We start from the raw sequence: 16713 nt of genomic DNA on the forward strand, positions 1-16713 counted from the left end.
TCCGTGACCGAGCCGACCCCGCTCGACGCCTACCGCCCCCGCAACTCCCTCTTCACCACCTTCCCCCCGGCATTCCGGGGCAGCTCCGCCAAGAACTCCACCGACCTCGGCACCTTGTAGTTGGCCATCTCGCGCCGGGCCCAGGCGATCAGGTCGTCGCCCGTCAGCACGGAGCCCGGGCGGCGGACCACGTACGCCTTGCCGACCTCCCCCAGCCGGGGATCCGGGACCCCGATCACCGCGACGTCGGCCACGTCCGGGTGGAGGCCGAGCAGCTGCTCGATCTCCGCCGGGTAGGCGTTGAAGCCGCCGACGATGAACATGTCCTTGAGGCGGTCGGTGATGCGGAGATTGCCGGCGCCGTCCAGTACACCCACGTCACCCGTGCGCAGCCAGCCGTCCGGCCCCAGCACCTCGGCCGTGGCCGCCTCGTCCTCGTAGTAGCCCCGCATGACGTTGAAGCCGCGGACCAGGACCTCGCCGGGGACGCCGGGCTCCACCGCGCGGCCCCCGGCGTCCACCACGCGCACCTCCGTGCCCGGTATCGGGCGGCCCGACGTCGATGCGATCACCGAGGGGTCGTCGCCGCGGCGGCACATCGTGACGATGCCGCTCGCCTCCGAGAGGCCGTACGCCGTGAGGACCGTCCCGACACCCAACTCCCCCCGCAGCCGCTCCACCAGCCGCAACGGCACCACCGCCGCGCCCGTCACCACCAGGCGCAGGGCAAGGAGGTCGTGCGCGTCCCTCGCCGGATGGTCCAGCAGCGACTGGTGCAGGGTAGGCGGGCCCGGCAGCACCGACACCCGCTCCGCCGCGATGTTGGCCAGCACCGTGTCGACGTTGAAGACCGGTTGGGGAATCATCGTCGCGCCCCGCATCAGGCAGGCAACCACCCCGGCCTTGTAGCCGAAGGTGTGGAAGAAGGGGTTCACGATCAGGTAGCGGTCGCCCTGCCGGAGGCCCGCCAGGTCGCTCCACACCTCGTACGCACGCAGGGTCTGCGCGTGGGTGATCACGGCGCCCTTGGGGCGGCCCGTCGTACCGGAGGTGTAGATGATGTCCGAGGGCGCCGAGCCGGGTATCGCCGAGGCCCGCGCCCGTACCTCCGCGTCCTCCACCGCGTCCCCGCTCGCCAGGAAGTCCTTCCAGGTGCGGAAGTCGGCGGGTGCGTCGTCGGACAGGACGACCACCTGCCTGAGGGCCGGCAACCCCGGCAGCACTCCGTCGCCCGTCCCCTCCCCCGCCGCCCTCCTCAGCGAGGCCAGGTACGACGTCCCCAGGAACGTCCCCGTCACGAACAGCAGCCGCGCGCCGCTGCGTTGCAGTACGTCCGCCGCTTCCGTCCCCTTGAAGCGGGTGTTCAGCGGCACCAGCACCGCCCCCGCCGAGACCGCGCCGAGGGCGGAGACGATCCAGTCGACGGTGTTCGGGGCCCAGATCCCGACCCGGTCGCCGGCCGCGACGCCGTTCGCGATGCACGCCGCCGCCGCGCGCTCCACACGGGCGCCCAACTCGCAGTAGGTGATCCGGGTGCGGCCGTCCACCACCGCCTCGACGTCCGCGTACCGTTCGGCCGCCCACCCGACCAGTCCCGGAATGCTGCGCCACTCCACGTCACCGCGCACGGCAGGCCGCCTCTCCAGGGTCCCACTAGCTGACTACCCGTCAGATTAGCTGTAGTCTGACGGTCTGTCAGCCGCCCAGCGAGCGTGCGGAGGTAGCGCCCAGCATGGCCGGAGCAGCGGGATCAGCGGGATCAGCAGGAGCGGTGGGATCAGCGGGAATCAAGGACGCCACCGCCATCGTCGGCATCGGTCAGACACCCTTCGCGAAGCATCTCCCCGAGGACGAGAAGACCCTCGCCTGCCGGGCCGTTCTCGCCGCTCTCGACGACGCGGGGATCGCGCCCGGCGAGGTCGACGCCCTCGCCTCGTACACGATGGAGGAGACCGACGAGGTCGAGCTGGCGAAGGCCGTCGGCTTCGGTGACCTCACCTTCTTCGGCAGGATCGGGTACGGCGGCGGCGGTTCCTGCGCCACCGTCGCCCATCTCGCCGCCGCCATCGCCACCGGGCAGGCGACGGTGGGGGTCGCCTGGCGGTCGCGGAAGCGGGGCTCGGGGCCCCGGCCCTGGAAGAACACCGCCGTCCAACTGCCCACCCCGGCCCAGTGGACCCGGCCCTTCGGCCTGCTCCGGCCCGTCGACGAGATCGCCATGCTCGCCCGCCGCTACCTGCACGAGTACGGCGCCACCCGCGACCACCTCTTCAACGTCGCCCTCGCCTGCCGGAACAGGGCCAACCAGAACCCCGACGCGATCATGTACGACCGCCCCCTCACCCGCGAGATGTACATGACCTCCCGCTGGATCAGCGAGCCCCTCTGCCTCTTCGACAACTGCCTGGAGACGGACGGGGCGCTGGCCTGCGTGATCGTCAGCCGGGAGCGGGCCCGGGACTGCCGCCGCAGACCCGTGTACATCCACTCCGCCGCCCAAGGACTGCCCGCCCAGCACCACGGCATGGTCAACTACTGGAACGACGACCCCCTCACCGGCCCCGCCTGGACCGCCGCCCGGCACCTGTGGAAACACGCCGACTTCACGCCGCAGGACGTGGACGTCGCCCAGATCTACGACGCGTTCACGGCCCTCGTCCCCCTCTCCCTTGAGGGCTACGGCTTCTGTGACCGCGGCGAGGGCGGGGCCTTCACGGAGGGAGGCGCCCTGGAGACCGGCGGGCGGCTACCGCTCAACACCGGGGGCGGCGGGCTCTCCGAGGCGTATGTCCACGGCTTCAACCTCATCAACGAGGGCGTGAAGCAGCTCCGGGGGACCAGCACGGCACAGGTCCCGGGCGCCGCCACCTGTCTCGTCACCGCGGGCGAGGGTGTCCCCACCTCCGCCCTGCTGCTGAGGAACTGACCCATGGAGCCGCCATGCTGACCCCCGTCACCGACCCCGACGGCGCCCCCTTCTGGGAGTACGCCGCCCGGGGCGAGCTGCGCATCCAGGCCTGCGCCGACTGCGGCGAGCTCCGCTTCCCGCCCCGGCCGTGCTGTCCGCACTGCCAGTCCTTCGCGAGTGAATGGCGGGCGATGTCCGGGCGGGGCCGCGTCTGGTCGTACGTCGTTCCGCATCCCCCGCTCCTGCCGGACTACGCGGCGCTGGCGCCGTACAACGTCATCGTCGTCGAGCTCTACGAGGCGCCGCACATACGGCTCGTCGGCAACCTGGTCAGCGAGGTCGGGGCGCCTCTCAACTCCCTCGATCCGCACGGCATTCGGATCGGCGCCAGGGCCTGTTTCGGGTACGACGAGACGACCGGGCTCCCGCAATGGGTGCTGGAGCGGCCGTGAGCCTGCGCGTCAGCACCGACAAGGACAGCGGCGTCGCCGTCGTCACCCTCGACCGGCCGGACCGACTCAACGCCATCGACCTCGGCATGGTCGCGGAACTCAAGAAGTGCTGGCGGGAGTTGAGGTTCGACGACTCCGTGCGGGCCGTTGTCCTCACCGGGGCCGGGGGGCGGGCGTTCTGCACCGGGATCGACCGGGACGCCGTGGTGCCGCAGCCGGACTCGCCGTACATGCAGGACGATCCGCTGCTCACGGTCGGGCCGAAGGCCAACGACCTGTGGAAGCCGGTCGTCGCGGCCGTGGAGGGGATGGCGTGCGGGGGCGCCTTCTATCTGCTCGGGGAGGCCGAGTTCGTCGTCGCGGGCACGACCGCGACCTTCTTCGATCCGCACACCACGTACGGCATGGTCAGCGCGTACGAGTCGGTGCTGATGGCGCAGCGGATGCCGTTCGGGGAGGTCGCGCGGATGGTGCTGATGGGCACGGCGGAGCGGATCTCCGCGCGGCGGGCCCACGACATCGGGCTGGTCTCCGAACTCACCCAAGAGGGCGGGGCGTTGGAGGCGGCGACCGCCTGCGCCGCCGTCATCGCCGGGTATCCGGCCGAGGCCACCCAGGGGACGGTCCGTGCGCTGTGGTCGGCGAAGGAGGCGGCGCGTGCGCAAGGGTTCGCGCAGGCGCCGCATCTCGTCTCGCTGGGGAATCTGCCCGCCGACCGCCAGGCCGGGTTGTTCGCCGCCCGGCGGCGCGACGGGTTCCGTGTGCGGTGAGCCGTACGCCCGTCAGGACACCGGCGGGGCGTACAGGTCGACCTCGCAGTGGTCGATGCGGGACAGGAGACCGGCGTCGTCCACGTTCACCTTCACCTTGGCCGTGCTGCGCGTCGACACGTACGCCTGCTTGCTGCGCAGGACGACCTGGTCGCCCTGCTTGTCCAGGAAGGCGAGGTCGACGGTGAAGGTGCCCGGGCTGTCGTTCGGGTTGGTGACACTGACCGTCGCGTACGGGGTCTTCCCGGTGGCACAGCTGATCAGCTCCACCTCGGCGTCCTGCAGCGTCGTCGCCGTCGCCGTGGCGCCACCGGAGCCGCTTCCGCTGCCGTTGGTGTCGTAGTCGTCATCGTCGTAGTCGTGGTAGGTGCTGCCCCCGGACGTCGTCGACGACGAACTGTCGTGGTTCTGGCTGGAACTGCTGCAGCCGCCTCCGCCGCTGCTGTCACTCTTGTGGCCATGACCGCGCCCCGAAGAGAATCCGGTGAGCGACAGCACCACCAGTGCCGCCACCGCTGTGAACTTGAGCCTGCGTCCCCGTAGATGCATGCCGTCACTCTACGCAACGCCTGTCACGGTCATGTCACCGCCTGGTGGTGGTCGCGTACCCGGCGTAGCGACCGGGGTGAACGACCAGGGTGAACGACCGGGATCGCAGCCGCGTCAGCCGGTCCTGGCCGTTCCCGTCCCCTTCTCCGCGTCCAGCGCGTACACGCACCGGTCCTTGCTGCACGCGTACACGACGCCGTCCTTCACGACCGGGGAGCCGGTGATCTCGCCACCCGTCGCCAGCTTCCAGCGCAGGCGGCCGTCGTCGGCCTTGAGCGTGTAGAGCAGGTGGTCCGTCGAGCCGAAGTGGATACGGCCCTCGGCGACCGCGGGGGCGCCGACGATGTCGCCGCCCGCCTGGAAGCGCCACTTGGGCGTGCCGGTGACCGCGTCAAGTGTGTAGAGCCCTTTGCCGCTGCCGACGTGGACGTGCCCGCCGGCCACCAGCACGGAGTCGACGGAGGACCGGGCCTCGGTGGCGATGCGCCAGCGGTCGCGGCCGTCGGTGGCGTCGAGGGCGTAGACCGTGCCGAGGTAGTCCACCAGGTACACGCCACCGCCGGTGACCGCGGGGCCGGGTACGAAGGTGGGCGGGCAGAGGAAGACGGCCGGGGCCTCGAAGTGCCAGCGGACGTGGCCGCTCGCCGCGTCGAGCGCGAGGACCCGGGTGCCTGCACAGACGTAGACGTTGCCGTCGTGCGCCTGGGCCACCCGGACCGGCACGCCGCCGCAGGAGGCCATGTCGCCGATGGGGTACGACCAGCGCTCCTCGCCCGTGCGGGCGTCCAGGGCGCGCAGGCGGCCGTCGTGCCAGACGTAGACCGTGCCCTCGTGCAGGGTGGGTCCGGCCTCCGGGGACTCGAAGTCGGTCTGGCAGCCGCTGAGCTCCCACAGCTTCTGGCCGCCGGATGCCTCCCAGGCCTGGACGCCGCCGCCGCGCGTCCCGGTGATCACGGTGCCGCGGTCGGCCTTGAGGGAGTACACCCAGGCGTCCGTGGACAGCCGCCACAGGTCACCGCCCTCGCGGGCGTCGAGGGCGAAGAGGGTGGGCCCGTCGGAGGCGTGGATACGGCCGTCCGCGACCGCCATCGACCAGGCCACGTCCCTGGTCTTGAAGCGCCGGCGGCCGGTGGCCACGTCCAGGGCGTGCACCTCGAAGGAGGTGACGTAGACGAGGTCGCCGGCGACGGAGGGGGTGCCCCAGACGTCGTTCGACATGCGGAAGCGCCAGGGACGCCAGCCGGTCGCGGTCTCCGGCGGTACGGGAGGCGCGGCGGTCACGGCGGGGTCGGCGCCGTTGACGCCGGGGCGGGGCTTGGACCAGGAGGCGACCAGGCCGGCCTCGGGAGGGGGCGCCTTGACGGCGGCGGCGCGGGCGTCGGCGACGCGCGGGCCGGGCCCGATGGGCACCTGGGCGCCGGCGAGGCGCACGGGGCCGGTGTCGGGGGCGGCGCCGACGGATACCGGGCCCGGCACGGGCCCCGGGAACACGGGGTCGCGGGAGGGTTGGGGCGGGAGGGGAGCGACCCGTCCGCCTCCGCTTCGTCCGCCGCTCTGCGTCGGCTGCACCGGCGGCCGTCCGCCGCGCCGCGCCTCTATGAGGGCCACCGCCCGCTCGGGCAGCCACGCCGACGCCGTACCGCTGTCGTCGGAGCCGGAGCCGAACAGGTGGGGGGCGAGCTGGGCCTGGAGGTCGGCCGGGTTGGGGCGGGCCGTGGCCTCCATCTGCATACAGGACTCGATGAGGGGGCGCAGCTCGTCCGGGAGGCCTTCGAGGTCCGGGCCCTCGCGCAGCAGCATGAAGACGGTCTCGACGGGGTTGGCGCCGTGGAAGGGCGGGTGGCCCGTGGCGGCGAAGACCAGCATGGAGCCGAGCGAGAAGACGTCGCTCGCGCCCGTGACGCTGCGGGAGTCCTTGGCCTGTTCGGGGGACATGTAGGCGGGGGTGCCCACGGCGACGTTCGTCATCGTCAAACGTGTGTTCGAGACGCCGGACGCGATACCGAAGTCGATGACCCGGGGGCCGTCCTCGACCACCAACACGTTCGACGGTTTCAGGTCACGGTGGACCAGCCCGGCGCCGTGGATCGACTGCAGCGCCTCCGCGACACCCGCCGCCAGCCAGCGCACCGCCTGGGCCGGCATCGGCCCGCACTCGTTCACTATCTCCTCGAGCGAGGGGGCGGGGACGTACGCGGTGGCCAGCCACGGCACCGCCGCCCGCGGATCGGCATCGACCACGGCCGCCGTATAGAACCCCGAGACCGCCCGGGCCGCCTCCACCTCACGGGTGAAACGGACCCGGAAGAGCTGGTCCTCGGCGAGCTCCGTACGGACGGTCTTGATCGCCACGCGCCGGCCGGAAGCCGAGCGCGCGAGATAGACCAGCCCCATGCCGCCGGCACCCAGCCGTCCCAGCACCTCGAACGGCCCGATGCGCCGCGGATCGTGCTGCGTCAGCTGATCCACCACTTGCCTGCCACCTCCCCGTACGGGCCACGTCATTCCACATATGTACGCGACCCCGTGCAGCGTCTCACCACCGCACCGCCATGGCGGCACGCACCCCGATTCTTCCTGGCCGGGGCGCTGGTTGCGAACCCGGAAACAAATGGGGTGTCTCACATCAAAGCAGGCTTCCCTGTCGCTCCGGCAGCAGACTCTGCGGCTCCGGCAGCGCGCTTCACCACTCCCGCGGTGCGGTTCGTCCCTCCGGCACTGGCCTTTATCGCTCCGACACTGGCCTTTATCGCTCCGACACTGGTGCTCTTATCGCTCCAGCACTGGGCTCTATCGCTCCAGCAGCGCGAACGACGCCCCCTGATTGTCGGTGACCACGGCCACCCGCCCGTACGAAGTCTCGAAGGGCGGCGCCTGGACGCGTCCGCCCAGTCGGTTCACCGTCCCGAGGGCGGCCGCGCAGTCCTCCACCGCGAAGTGGACGAGGAAGTGGGGCGGCATCTCCGCCGGGAAGACGGCGGAGACGGGTGCGCGGCCGAAGTCGGGGTGGGCGTCCGGCCCGAACAGGGCCTCGTGGAAGAGGCCGCCGTAGAAGGTGTTGGCGGTCTCGGTGTCCCGGGTGTACAGCTCGGCCCAGACGAAGGTGCCCGGCTCGTGCCGTCTGCCGAAACCGCGGTGCGTGCCAGGCTCCCAGAGGCCGAAGACGGCACCCTCGGGGTCGGCGACCAGCGCGGCCGTGCCCAGGTCACCGACCGGCAGGGGCGCGGTGACGACCTGCCCGCCGGCCGCCCAGACCCGGTCGGCGAGCCCCTCGACGTCCGGGGTGGCGAAGTACACCGTCCAGACGGTGGGCATACGGCCGTCCGCCTTGCGGGCGAGCGCGGCGACGGGTTCGCCGTCCCTCAGGGCCCACGTGGATCCGCCGTAAGCCTCCTCGAAGGTCCAGCCGAAAAGCTCACCGTAGAACCGCTTCCCCGCCTCGACGTCGGGGAGCTGTGCGTCCACCCAGCAGGGGACGCCCTCTCCGTAGACGTCCTCTCCGTACCCGGATGCCCTGTTTTCGGCCATGTCGCCAAAGTAACGGCGACGCGCGCACCGCGCAGACCAGGCACACCAGCCGCTCCTCGCACTGGCACCCCATTTGCAGTCGGCCGAATAGCGCTCCGATCACCCGTCGGTAAGCTGACGTCATGACAGGACAAGTGCGTACCGTCGACGGCCGCGTGGCCGGCCGGCGTGGGCAGGCGACCCGGCAGAAGCTGCTCGACTGCCTCAGCGAGATGCTCAGCTCCTCCCCCTACCGGGACGTCAAAGTCATCGATGTCGCCCGGAAGGCGGGTACTTCACCCGCGACCTTCTACCAGTACTTCCCGGACGTCGAAGGCGCCGTCCTGCAGATCGCCGAGCAAATGGCCGCCGAGGGCGCCGAGTTGACCGAGCTGGTTGTCGGCCGCTCCTGGGTCGGCAAGGCCGGCTGGCAGACCGCGCAGGAACTCGTGGACGGCTTCCTCGACTTCTGGCGCCGCAACGACGCGATCCTCAGGGTCGTCGACCTCGGGGCCGCCGAGGGCGACAAACGGTTCTACAAACTCCGCATGAAGATCTTGAACTCCGTGAACAACTCCCTCTCCGACACGGTCGCCGAACTGCAGTCCAAGGGCAGGGTGGACAAGGACGTGAACCCGGCTGCCGTGGCGGGCTCGATCGTCGCGATGCTCGCGGCCGTCGCCTCGCACCAGAAGGGGTTCCAGACATGGGGCGTGAAGCCGGCCGAACTCAAGCCGAACCTCGCTCTGTTGGTGTACCTGGGCGTGACCGGGAAGAAGCCGACGAAGTAACGCACGCCTTTTGCACCGTTCCCAAGTCCTGTCTGCCAGGCGGTAGTTCACTCAGGTGGACTACCGCCTGCCGCTGTGCGTGCGACGCTGCGGCGAGTACCTACTTCCGTACGATCCTGAAGAGCCGTATCTCCCGCTCCACCCGTGCCTGGTACGTCGCGTACGGCGGCCAGAAGGCCAGCACCGCCTTCCAGGCGGCCGCCCGCTCCTCGTCCTCCAGCAGCCGGGCCGTGACGGGGATGTCCTGCCCCTTCCAGCTGACCGTGGCGTCCGGATGGGCGAGGAGGTTGGCGGTCCAGGCGGGGTGACCGGTCCGGCCGAAGTTGGAGCCGATCAGGATCCAGCTCTCGCCGGCCGACCCCGTGCCCGCCTCCGGCATGCAGGCCAGCGGCGTACGCCGGGGCAGGCCGCTTCTCGCGCCGGTCGAGGTGAGGATCACGCCCGGCAGCAGCTGGGCGCTGAGCAGGAACCTTCCGCGGGTCAGCCGGTGCAGGGCGCGGTCGAGCGCGGGGATCACATGGGGCGCGATCTTGGCGAAGCCCCGCGTCGACGACACCTTCTGGACCACTCGCTCGCCGATCACACCGTCACCTCCGCGCTCTCGAAAAGGTGCGCAGCGCCGGCGGCGTGCGCTCGCAGCCGGTGCACCGGCCCGAACAGCAGCTCGTCGCCACAGGCGCGCTTGAAGTACAAGTGAGCCTCGTGTTCCCAGGTGAAACCGATGCCGCCGTGCAGCTGTATCCCCTCGGCGGCGGCGGAGCGCAGGGCCTCCAGGGCCTGTGCGAGGGCGAGCCCGCCGACTCGCTGTCCGTGCGTGGCCGCCCAGGCCGCGTAGTACGCCGCGGAGCGCGCCGCCTGCACCTGTACGTACACGTCGGCGAGCCGGTGCTTCACCGCCTGGAAGGACCCGATCGGACGCCCGAACTGCTCGCGCTGCCGCACGTACCCGACGGTCAGGCCCAGCACCTGGTCGGCGGCCCCGACGGCCTCGCCCGCGAGGACGGCGGCGGCGCTGTCGCCGAGGGCGGCGAGCGCGGTGAGCACGTCCGCCTCCTCGCCTCCCAGCAACTCGGCCTCAGTGTCCCGTAGTTGGAGGCGGGCCTGCGGCCGGGTCACGTCGAGCGCGGTCTGCCGGGTCCGCACGAGGCCGTCCGCGTCCCCGCGCACGAGGAAGAGCAGCGTCCGTGAGCGCGCGAACCCGCCCGCGTGGGCGGCGACCAGCAGCAGCCGCGCGCTGTGCCCGTCGAGCACCTGGTCGGTCTGGCCGTAAAGACGCCAGACGTCCCCCGCCCGCCTGGCCTGCACGCCCCCGGCCCGGCCGCCGCCCGCCCAGGCGCCGTCGTTGTCGCCGGTGAGGGTGAGGGCGGTGGCGAGGTGGGTGCCGGGTACGGCGAGGGCGGCGGTGAGGGAGCCGTCGGCGATCCGCGGGAGCAGCTCGGCCCGCTGGGCGTCCGTACCGAGGGCCAGCAGAAGCGGGGCAGTGAGGGCGGCGGTGGCGAGCAGGGGCGAGGGGGCGAGGAAGCGGCCCGTCTCCTCGCAGGCGAGGGCGAGTTCGGTCACCGAGCAGCCGACGCCGCCGTAGGCCTCGGGGAGGGCGAGGCCGGGCAGACCGAGCTGTACGGCGAGGGCGGTCCACAGGGCGGAGTCGTGCCCCGCGGGAGTGTCGACGGCGGCCCTCAGCTCGGCCGGACCGCACCGCTTGCGCAGCAACTCCCGGAGGGTACGGCGGATCTCGTCCTGCTCGGCGGTGAAACCGGCGTCCATGGGTCGCCCCCGTTCATCCGGATCTGACGGGCCGTCATGTTAGGGCCGCGAGGGTGGGATGCCCAGCCCCGTGACACTTGCCGTAGACCGCTCCATCTGATGTACCGTCAGGTTTATGGAGGAACGGGTCGGGTTCATGAGGACGGGTTCATGAGGACGGGCTCCCGGAACGTCGCGATCGTCGGTGTCTCCCTCTCCGACTGCGGCCGCGTGGACGACGTGACCCCGTACGCCCTGCACGCCCAGGCGGCCCGCCGGGCCCTCGCGGACGCGGGGCTCGGCAGGGAGGTGGTCGACGGCTTCGCGTCGGCCGGCACCGGCACCCTCGCGCCGGTGGAGGTCGCCGAGTACCTGGGCCTGCGTCCCACCTGGGTCGACTCGACGTCAGTGGGCGGCTCGACGTGGGAGGTCATGGCGGCGCACGCGGCGGACGCGATCGCCGCCGGCCACGCGAACGCGGTACTGCTCGCGTACGGCTCGACGGCCCGCGCGGACATCAGGGCGGGCCGCCGCACGGGGAACCTGTCCTTCGGCTCACGCGGCCCCCTCCAGTTCGAGGTCCCGTACGGCCATACGCTGATCGCCAAGTACGCCATGGCGGCCCGTCGTCACATGATCGAACACGGCACGACGATCGAGCAGTTGGCGGAGGTGGCGGTCCAGACACGCGCCAACGCCGCCCTCAACACCGAGGCGATGTTCCGCGACCCGATCACCGTCGACGACGTCCTGTCCGGCCCGGTGATCGCGGACCCCTTCACCAAACTCCACTGCTGCCTACGGTCCGACGGCGGGGCGGCGGTGCTGCTCGCAGCCGAGGAGTACGTACCGGACTGCCGTACGGCACCGGTGTGGATCCTCGGCAGCGGCGAGCACGTCTCCCACGCGGCCATGTCCGAGTGGCCCGACTTCACCGTGTCCCCGGCCGCGGTGAGCGGGCGGATCGCCTTCGAACGGGCGGGAGTCCGGCCCGAGGACATCGACTTCGCGGAGATCTACGACGCGTTCACCTACATGACGTTGGTGACGCTGGAGGACCTTGGCTTCTGCGGCAAGGGCGAGGGCGGGGCGTTCGTCGAGAAGGGGCGGCTGAGGGTCGAGGGCGGGGAGCTGCCGGTGAACACGGACGGGGGCGGGCTGTCCGCCCAGCACCCCGGCATGCGGGGGCTCTTCCTGCTGGTGGAGGCGGTACGGCAGTTGCGGGGGGAGGCGGAGGGCCGCCAGGTGCGCAAGGACGGGGGGCGACTGCCGGAGCTGGCGGTGGCCTCGGGGACGGGCGGGTGGTTCTGCTCCTCGGGGACTGTCGTGCTGGGGCGGACGCGTCTGTAGGACGGTTGCGGCGGTCGGGCGGTAGCGGCGGTTGCTCAAGGGGCGGGAACAGAGCTCCCCACGGTCGGTGTTCGGTCGTAGAAGAGGACGATGACGCCCGAGCCGCTGGAGGAGACCGCATGGCCCTGACCCGCGAAGAGCGTGAGAAGTTCCTGGCCGAGCCGCACATCGCCGCACTCGCGGTGGACGCGGGAGCGGGGCGCGGCCCGCTGACGGTGCCGATCTGGTACCAGTACGAGTCCGACGGCACCGTGTGGATCATGACGGGGCTGGACTCCCGCAAGAACGAACTGATCCGGGCCGCGGGCCGCTTCACGCTGATGGTCGACCGGCTGGAACCCACCATCCGGTACGTGTCCGTCGAGGGGCCGGTCATCGACACCGTCCCCGCCACCTTCGAGCAACTCCGGGAGATCTCCGCGCGCTACCTCCCGGCCGACAAGGTGGACGGGTACGTCGACACCGCCTGGAAGGAGCACGGCGAGCAGGTCGTGATCCGGATGCGGCCCGAGCGGTGGGTGTCGTCGGACCTAGGTACGGTCTGAGGCGCGGGGGCGCGGGGCGCCTGACGCGGACGCGGGGGCGCGAGTGACAATCGGCGCATGGGAACGGATCTTCACGAACTGCTGAGGTCACTGCGGGTGTGGGACCCGGAGGTCACCTCACTACCGCCCTTCGACCCGACCACCGCCCCCGACGCCCCACTCCCCCTGTTCACCACGTGGTTCGCGGAGGCGGTGGCGGCCGGGCAGACCGAGCCGCACACCATGTCCCTCGCGACGTCGGACGAGGAGGGCCGGCCGGACGTACGGATCGTGATGCTGCACGGTGCCGACCCGGACGGCTGGTCCTTCGCGACCCACGTGACCAGCACGAAGGGCGCCCAGCTGGCCGCCCGTCCGTGCGCCGCCCTCGCCTTCTACTGGCCGGTCCTGGGCCGTCAGGTGCGGGTACGGGGACCGGTCACGGCCGCCCCGTCCGAGGAGGGGCAGGCGGATCTGCATGCCCGCTCGACGGGGGCGCTGGCGGCTGCCCTCACCGGGCGGCAGAGCGAGCCCCTCGATTCCCTCGACGAACTCGCCCGCGCCTCGGGGGCCGCCTGGGACCGGGCCCAGGAGGACCCGGACGCCCCCGTCCCGACCTGGACGCTCTACCGGCTACGGCCCGACGAGGTGGAGTTCTTCCAGGGGGATGCGCGACGGCAGCACGTCCGGCTGGTGTACCGGCGCGGGGAGGGTGGCTGGGCACGGGGGCTGCTCTGGCCCTGACGAGTCTCCTCCGAGAGCCCGACGGGCCTTCTCCGAGAGCCTGACTGGCCTCCGTGAACCCGACTGGCCGACTCCGCGATCTCGACTGGCCTACTCCGAGGGCTCACGGGCCTGATCCGAGAAGCCGTACACCGCGAAGTCGGCCACCGGCCGGTAACCGATGCGCTGGTACAGCGCGTTGCTGGTCGGATTGGCCAGGTCCGTGAACAGCAGCACCTCGTCCGCGCCCGCGACCCGCGCCGCCCGGCTGACCTCGGCGGTGACGGCACCTGCGTAACCGCGTCCGCGCAGGTGGGCCGGGGTGTAGACGGGGGCGACCCGGACCTGGCCGGCGACCGTCGGGGTCACGCCGGCCATGGAGACGGGGGTGCCGTCCGGGGTCTCCCAGAAGGTGACGCCTCCGTAGGCGATGCGGGCGTCGGCCCAGTCGCCGGAGTTCCCGGCGGCGCCCTCACCGACCGCCGCGGCGAACTCGTCGTGCCACCGTACGAGTTGGGCTCGGTCCGGTTCCGCGGCGACCCGCGCCCGGCCCTTCGGGACCGACTCGGGCACGGTCAACGTACCTAGCCTGTACAGCCGTTTGCGCTCCTGGAGGGTGACATCGGCTCCCGTGCGCGCTCGCCACGCCTCGGCGAAGGCGGCGGCACTCTCGCGGTCCGCGCCGACTCCGGGGAGCGGTCGGCCGACCTCGGCCAGGTGGGCGGCGAGGGAGTCGGCCTCCTCGGCGGTGAGGCCGGTGAGCTGCAGCAGGCGGGGCGGTGTCTGGAAGTAGGCCGCCCGTATCGTCCCCTCCCGTTCCAGCAGACCGAAGACGGGCTGCCCTTCGCCGTAGGTGTGCGGGCCGCGGGTGCGGAGTCCCTCGGTCACCGTCAGGGCGAGGGTGTGCAGGGCGGGCCGGGAGCGCAGGAAGTCTCCGGCGCGGGCGAGGTAGGCGTCAAGGTCTTCGGTGCGGTGCCAGGTGCCTGCGGCGCGGGGTCGGTCGGCTTCGGCGCGGGGTCGGTCGTCGGGGCGCATGCCTTCATGATCCCGCCGACCGACTGACAACTCCCGTGATTTTTCGGCGATCAGGACGGGTGCGACAGCTCCGGCTCGGGCTGGAGCTCCGGCTCGGGCTACAGCTCCGGGTCCGGGTCCGTCGCCAGTCGTGCGTGCAGGTGTACGTCCCGGAAGGCGTCCTTCCGGTCCGCCTCGAACATCGCACCCCGCAGCGTGCCCTCGTAACGGAACCCGCAGCGTTCGGCGACCCGGCAGGAGGCGCCGTGGCCGAGAGCGTGACCGAGTTCGAGGCGGTGGAGGCCGAGGTCGGTGAAGGCCCAGCGGGCGGTGAGGGCGAGGGCGCTGGTGGCGACGTGGCGGCCGCGGGCCTCGGGGAGGACCCAGTAGCCAACGCGGGCGAGGCGCAGGTCCTGCTCAATCGCGTTGACGCCGATGTGGCCCAGTTGCGTACCGGTGTCGGCGTCCGTCACGCAGTACGACGCCGAGGTCCCCTCGACCGCCTGGACCGCCTTGGAACGCAGCGTTTCGCGGGCACCGTCGAGATCGGTGACCGGCCTGAGCGGCGTGTTCCAGCGCCGGAACTCGGGGTCGGTCGTGCCGCGCAGCCAGGCCGCGACATCGGCTTCGGACCTGGGGTCCCAGGCGCGCAGGCGTATGCCGGGGGCGTGCAGGTCGGGGAAGGGACGGGCGAGGTGCTGGTCGTCGACGTGGGTCATCGAGCCATTGAAACCGGTCGGCCGCGCCTGCAGAAGCCGGTTTCCCTGACCGGAGCGACCGGAGCGACCACAGCGACCGGAACCCGCGAAGCCCCCGCCCTCACCCGCCCGCCCGGAAAACCGGCAGCCCCTCCCGGAAGGCGACCTCCAGCTCCATCCCGGCCCGCAGCCGGTCAGGGTCGCACTCCACGACCTCTGTCATCATCCGCGGCCCCTCGGCGAGGTCGACGACCGCGGCGACGTACGGTGTGCGCCCGGCGAAGGGCGGCAGGTCGTTGCGGTGGACGACGGACCATGTGTAGAGCGCGGCGCGGCCGCTCGCCCGCTCCCAGCGCACGTCCTCGCTCCAGCAGTGCGGGCAGAACTCGCGCGGGTAGTGGTGGGGCCGCGCGCACGCCCCGCAGCGCCGGATCAGCAGCCGCCCCTGCGCCGCCGCGTCCCAGTACGTGCGGGTGAAGGCGTCCGCTTCGGGGACGTCGAAACGCGTACTCATCGGAAGAAGCCCAGCGCGCTGTCGAGCGACCACGTCTGCCAGGACATCCCGAACAACGCCACCACCGAGATCAACGCCATCATCGAGTTCTGCCCCTGCTCGGCCCAGTCGTGGATCATCAGCACGAGGTAGAGCAGGTTGAGCAGCAGTCCGCCGACCAGGGCGACAGGGGTCAGGAACCCGAGGATCAGGCCGAGGCCGAGGGCGAGTTCCGCGTAGACGACGACGTACGCCATGGTCCTCGGGCGCGGCGTGACGACGACGTCGAAGCCGCTGCGCACCGCGTTCCACCGGTGCTTGGCCGCCACGTCCGCGGCCCAGGTGATCCCGGCTCCCTCGAACCAGGTCTTCTTGTCCTTGTGTCGCCAGCTCTCCAGCCACCACAGCCCGAGCCCTATGCGCAGCACGGCCAGCCACTGCGCTCCGGTGAGCCAGAACGTGTCCATGGACCTGACGGTACGTCAGATGCGGACCTCCGTGAACCCCGCGTCACATGTGAGGGAGCTGTGCGCTCGCCCTGAAGCTATGGGTCCCCGATGAATCCGCCGGAATTGTTGGCAATATTGCTGGCGCTTAAATACGTTCACTGACGCAAGCACCGAGGCCGAAGCGTCCCGAGGAGTCCAGATCGTGAAGCACAGGGCAGTCAAGCGCAGGAATGTGGTCATGGCGATCGGCGCCACCGCCGGGGTCGCCGCGGTCGGCGGCATCGCGCTCAGCGCACAGGCCTCCACCGAGTCCGACAGCTCGGCCGGCTCCTCCTCCTCGGACCGTTCCTAAACACTGAGCGGGAGCGAGTCCTGTTGCCAGGACTGCTGCTCGGTGGCGCTGCCCCGAACGGTGCTGGGCAGGCTGGTCCCCCGCTTTCGCTCCACTACCGGGCGGCGCACATCTGGTGCGTGGTCCGGGAATGTGGGGGCGGGTTTCCTCACGCCTGCGGGTGTCCGGTCGGGCCTGGACGGTCCGATGCCCACCACGATCGCTCTGGTCGGGGTGGGGCGGTGCCGTCCGTCGCCTGATCGGATGCCCGAGGGCGCGTCGCCCGACCGCGATGCTCGCCGCATCGTGCCAACCCCCTGAACGCGGCTCCGGTTTCCCGTCAGACGCCGGCCGCCGCCCCACGGCGCCGAGCCCCTCCGCACCATGCGGGCTCGGCGCCGTGGCCTTTGC

The 16713-nt window shown here is 71.7% G+C and carries 18 protein-coding genes and 1 pseudogene; 8 read left to right on the forward strand and 11 right to left on the reverse strand.

Annotation, left to right across the window (positions count from 1 at the left end; all coding sequences use genetic code 11):
* Positions 1-29: 29 nt before the first annotated feature.
* A complete protein-coding gene (locus ACFYO2_RS29975; RefSeq protein ID WP_388355268.1) occupies positions 30-1628 on the reverse strand; it encodes a FadD3 family acyl-CoA ligase in 1599 nt (532 codons plus the stop codon).
* Between the two features lie 104 nt (positions 1629-1732).
* Here ACFYO2_RS29975 and ACFYO2_RS29980 point away from each other — a divergent pair, with 104 nt between their 5' ends.
* From ACFYO2_RS29980 to ACFYO2_RS29990, 3 genes are read left to right on the forward strand one after another with little or no spacing between them, the layout of a single operon-like run.
* Positions 1733-2926, forward strand: a complete 1194-nt coding sequence (locus ACFYO2_RS29980; RefSeq protein ID WP_388355270.1) for a lipid-transfer protein — start codon at positions 1733-1735, stop codon at positions 2924-2926.
* A 14-nt stretch (positions 2927-2940) separates the two neighbouring features.
* Positions 2941-3360: a Zn-ribbon domain-containing OB-fold protein gene (locus tag ACFYO2_RS29985; RefSeq protein ID WP_388355272.1), complete on the forward strand. Its 420-nt coding sequence runs from the start codon at positions 2941-2943 to the stop codon at positions 3358-3360.
* Positions 3339-4130 (forward strand): enoyl-CoA hydratase/isomerase family protein, encoded by a 792-nt coding sequence (locus ACFYO2_RS29990; RefSeq protein WP_388355273.1) that lies wholly within the window; start codon positions 3339-3341, stop codon positions 4128-4130. The genes ACFYO2_RS29985 and ACFYO2_RS29990 overlap by 22 nt, the downstream gene beginning before the upstream one ends.
* A gap of 12 nt (positions 4131-4142) precedes the next feature.
* Here ACFYO2_RS29990 and ACFYO2_RS29995 read toward each other — a convergent pair whose 3' ends face one another.
* The 3 genes from ACFYO2_RS29995 to ACFYO2_RS30005 form a co-directional block, all read right to left on the reverse strand.
* Complete coding sequence (locus ACFYO2_RS29995; RefSeq protein ID WP_388355275.1) at positions 4143-4679, reverse strand: hypothetical protein; 537 nt, start codon at positions 4677-4679, stop codon at positions 4143-4145.
* 114 nt (positions 4680-4793) lie between these two features.
* Positions 4794-7151: a PQQ-binding-like beta-propeller repeat protein gene (locus tag ACFYO2_RS30000; protein WP_388355276.1), complete on the reverse strand. Its 2358-nt coding sequence runs from the start codon at positions 7149-7151 to the stop codon at positions 4794-4796.
* 318 nt (positions 7152-7469) lie between these two features.
* Complete coding sequence (locus tag ACFYO2_RS30005) at positions 7470-8207, reverse strand: VOC family protein (RefSeq protein ID WP_388355278.1); 738 nt, start codon at positions 8205-8207, stop codon at positions 7470-7472.
* 134 nt (positions 8208-8341) lie between these two features.
* Here ACFYO2_RS30005 and ACFYO2_RS30010 point away from each other — a divergent pair, with 134 nt between their 5' ends.
* Entirely contained in the window at positions 8342-8977 is a 636-nt protein-coding gene (locus tag ACFYO2_RS30010) for a TetR family transcriptional regulator (protein ID WP_388355441.1), read from the forward strand.
* Positions 8978-9077: 100 nt separating this feature from the next.
* Here the strand turns inward: ACFYO2_RS30010 and ACFYO2_RS30015 are convergent, their stop codons facing one another.
* The gene (locus ACFYO2_RS30015) at positions 9078-9560 is read right to left on the reverse strand and encodes a nitroreductase family deazaflavin-dependent oxidoreductase (RefSeq protein WP_388355280.1); all 483 of its coding nucleotides are present in this window, start codon (positions 9558-9560) and stop codon (positions 9078-9080) included.
* On the reverse strand, positions 9557-10741 hold the full coding sequence (locus ACFYO2_RS30020) for an acyl-CoA dehydrogenase family protein (RefSeq protein WP_388355282.1): 1185 nt from the start codon (positions 10739-10741) through the stop codon (positions 9557-9559). The genes ACFYO2_RS30015 and ACFYO2_RS30020 overlap by 4 nt, the downstream gene beginning before the upstream one ends.
* Before the next feature lie 150 nt (positions 10742-10891).
* Here ACFYO2_RS30020 and ACFYO2_RS30025 point away from each other — a divergent pair, with 150 nt between their 5' ends.
* The 3 genes from ACFYO2_RS30025 (at position 10892) to ACFYO2_RS30035 (ending at position 13338) form a co-directional block, all read left to right on the forward strand.
* Positions 10892-12070 (forward strand): acetyl-CoA acetyltransferase, encoded by a 1179-nt coding sequence (locus ACFYO2_RS30025; protein ID WP_388355284.1) that lies wholly within the window; start codon positions 10892-10894, stop codon positions 12068-12070.
* A 119-nt stretch (positions 12071-12189) separates the two neighbouring features.
* Positions 12190-12615: a pyridoxamine 5'-phosphate oxidase family protein gene (locus ACFYO2_RS30030; protein WP_388355286.1), complete on the forward strand. Its 426-nt coding sequence runs from the start codon at positions 12190-12192 to the stop codon at positions 12613-12615.
* Between the two features lie 57 nt (positions 12616-12672).
* Positions 12673-13338, forward strand: coding sequence for a pyridoxal 5'-phosphate synthase (locus ACFYO2_RS30035; RefSeq protein WP_388355288.1), 666 nt, complete (start codon positions 12673-12675; stop codon positions 13336-13338).
* Positions 13339-13428: 90 nt separating this feature from the next.
* Here the strand turns inward: ACFYO2_RS30035 and ACFYO2_RS30040 are convergent, their stop codons facing one another.
* The 4 genes from ACFYO2_RS30040 to ACFYO2_RS30055 form a co-directional block, all read right to left on the reverse strand.
* Complete coding sequence (locus ACFYO2_RS30040) at positions 13429-14352, reverse strand: GNAT family N-acetyltransferase (RefSeq protein ID WP_388355290.1); 924 nt, start codon at positions 14350-14352, stop codon at positions 13429-13431.
* Between the two features lie 98 nt (positions 14353-14450).
* Positions 14451-15050: a GNAT family N-acetyltransferase gene (locus ACFYO2_RS30045; RefSeq protein WP_388355292.1), complete on the reverse strand. Its 600-nt coding sequence runs from the start codon at positions 15048-15050 to the stop codon at positions 14451-14453.
* Positions 15051-15150: 100 nt separating this feature from the next.
* On the reverse strand, positions 15151-15543 hold the full coding sequence (locus tag ACFYO2_RS30050) for a Zn-ribbon domain-containing OB-fold protein (RefSeq protein ID WP_388355293.1): 393 nt from the start codon (positions 15541-15543) through the stop codon (positions 15151-15153).
* Entirely contained in the window at positions 15540-15989 is a 450-nt protein-coding gene (locus ACFYO2_RS30055) for a DoxX family protein (protein ID WP_388355295.1), read from the reverse strand. Before ACFYO2_RS30055 ends, ACFYO2_RS30050 begins: the two co-directional genes overlap by 4 nt.
* Before the next feature lie 184 nt (positions 15990-16173).
* On the opposite strand from ACFYO2_RS30055, the gene ACFYO2_RS30060 reads away from it, so the two are divergent.
* Positions 16174-16323, forward strand: coding sequence for a hypothetical protein (locus ACFYO2_RS30060; RefSeq protein ID WP_388355297.1), 150 nt, complete (start codon positions 16174-16176; stop codon positions 16321-16323).
* Here ACFYO2_RS30060 and ACFYO2_RS30065 read toward each other — a convergent pair.
* A pseudogene (locus ACFYO2_RS30065) lies at positions 16320-16611 on the reverse strand (IS200/IS605 family accessory protein TnpB-related protein); the annotation flags it as partial. The gene ACFYO2_RS30060 and the pseudogene ACFYO2_RS30065 overlap by 4 nt on opposite strands.
* Between the last annotated feature and the right edge of the window lie 102 nt (positions 16612-16713).

Source organism: Streptomyces sp. NPDC006602, from assembly GCF_042870385.1.
Lineage (GTDB): Bacteria > Actinomycetota > Actinomycetes > Streptomycetales > Streptomycetaceae > Streptomyces.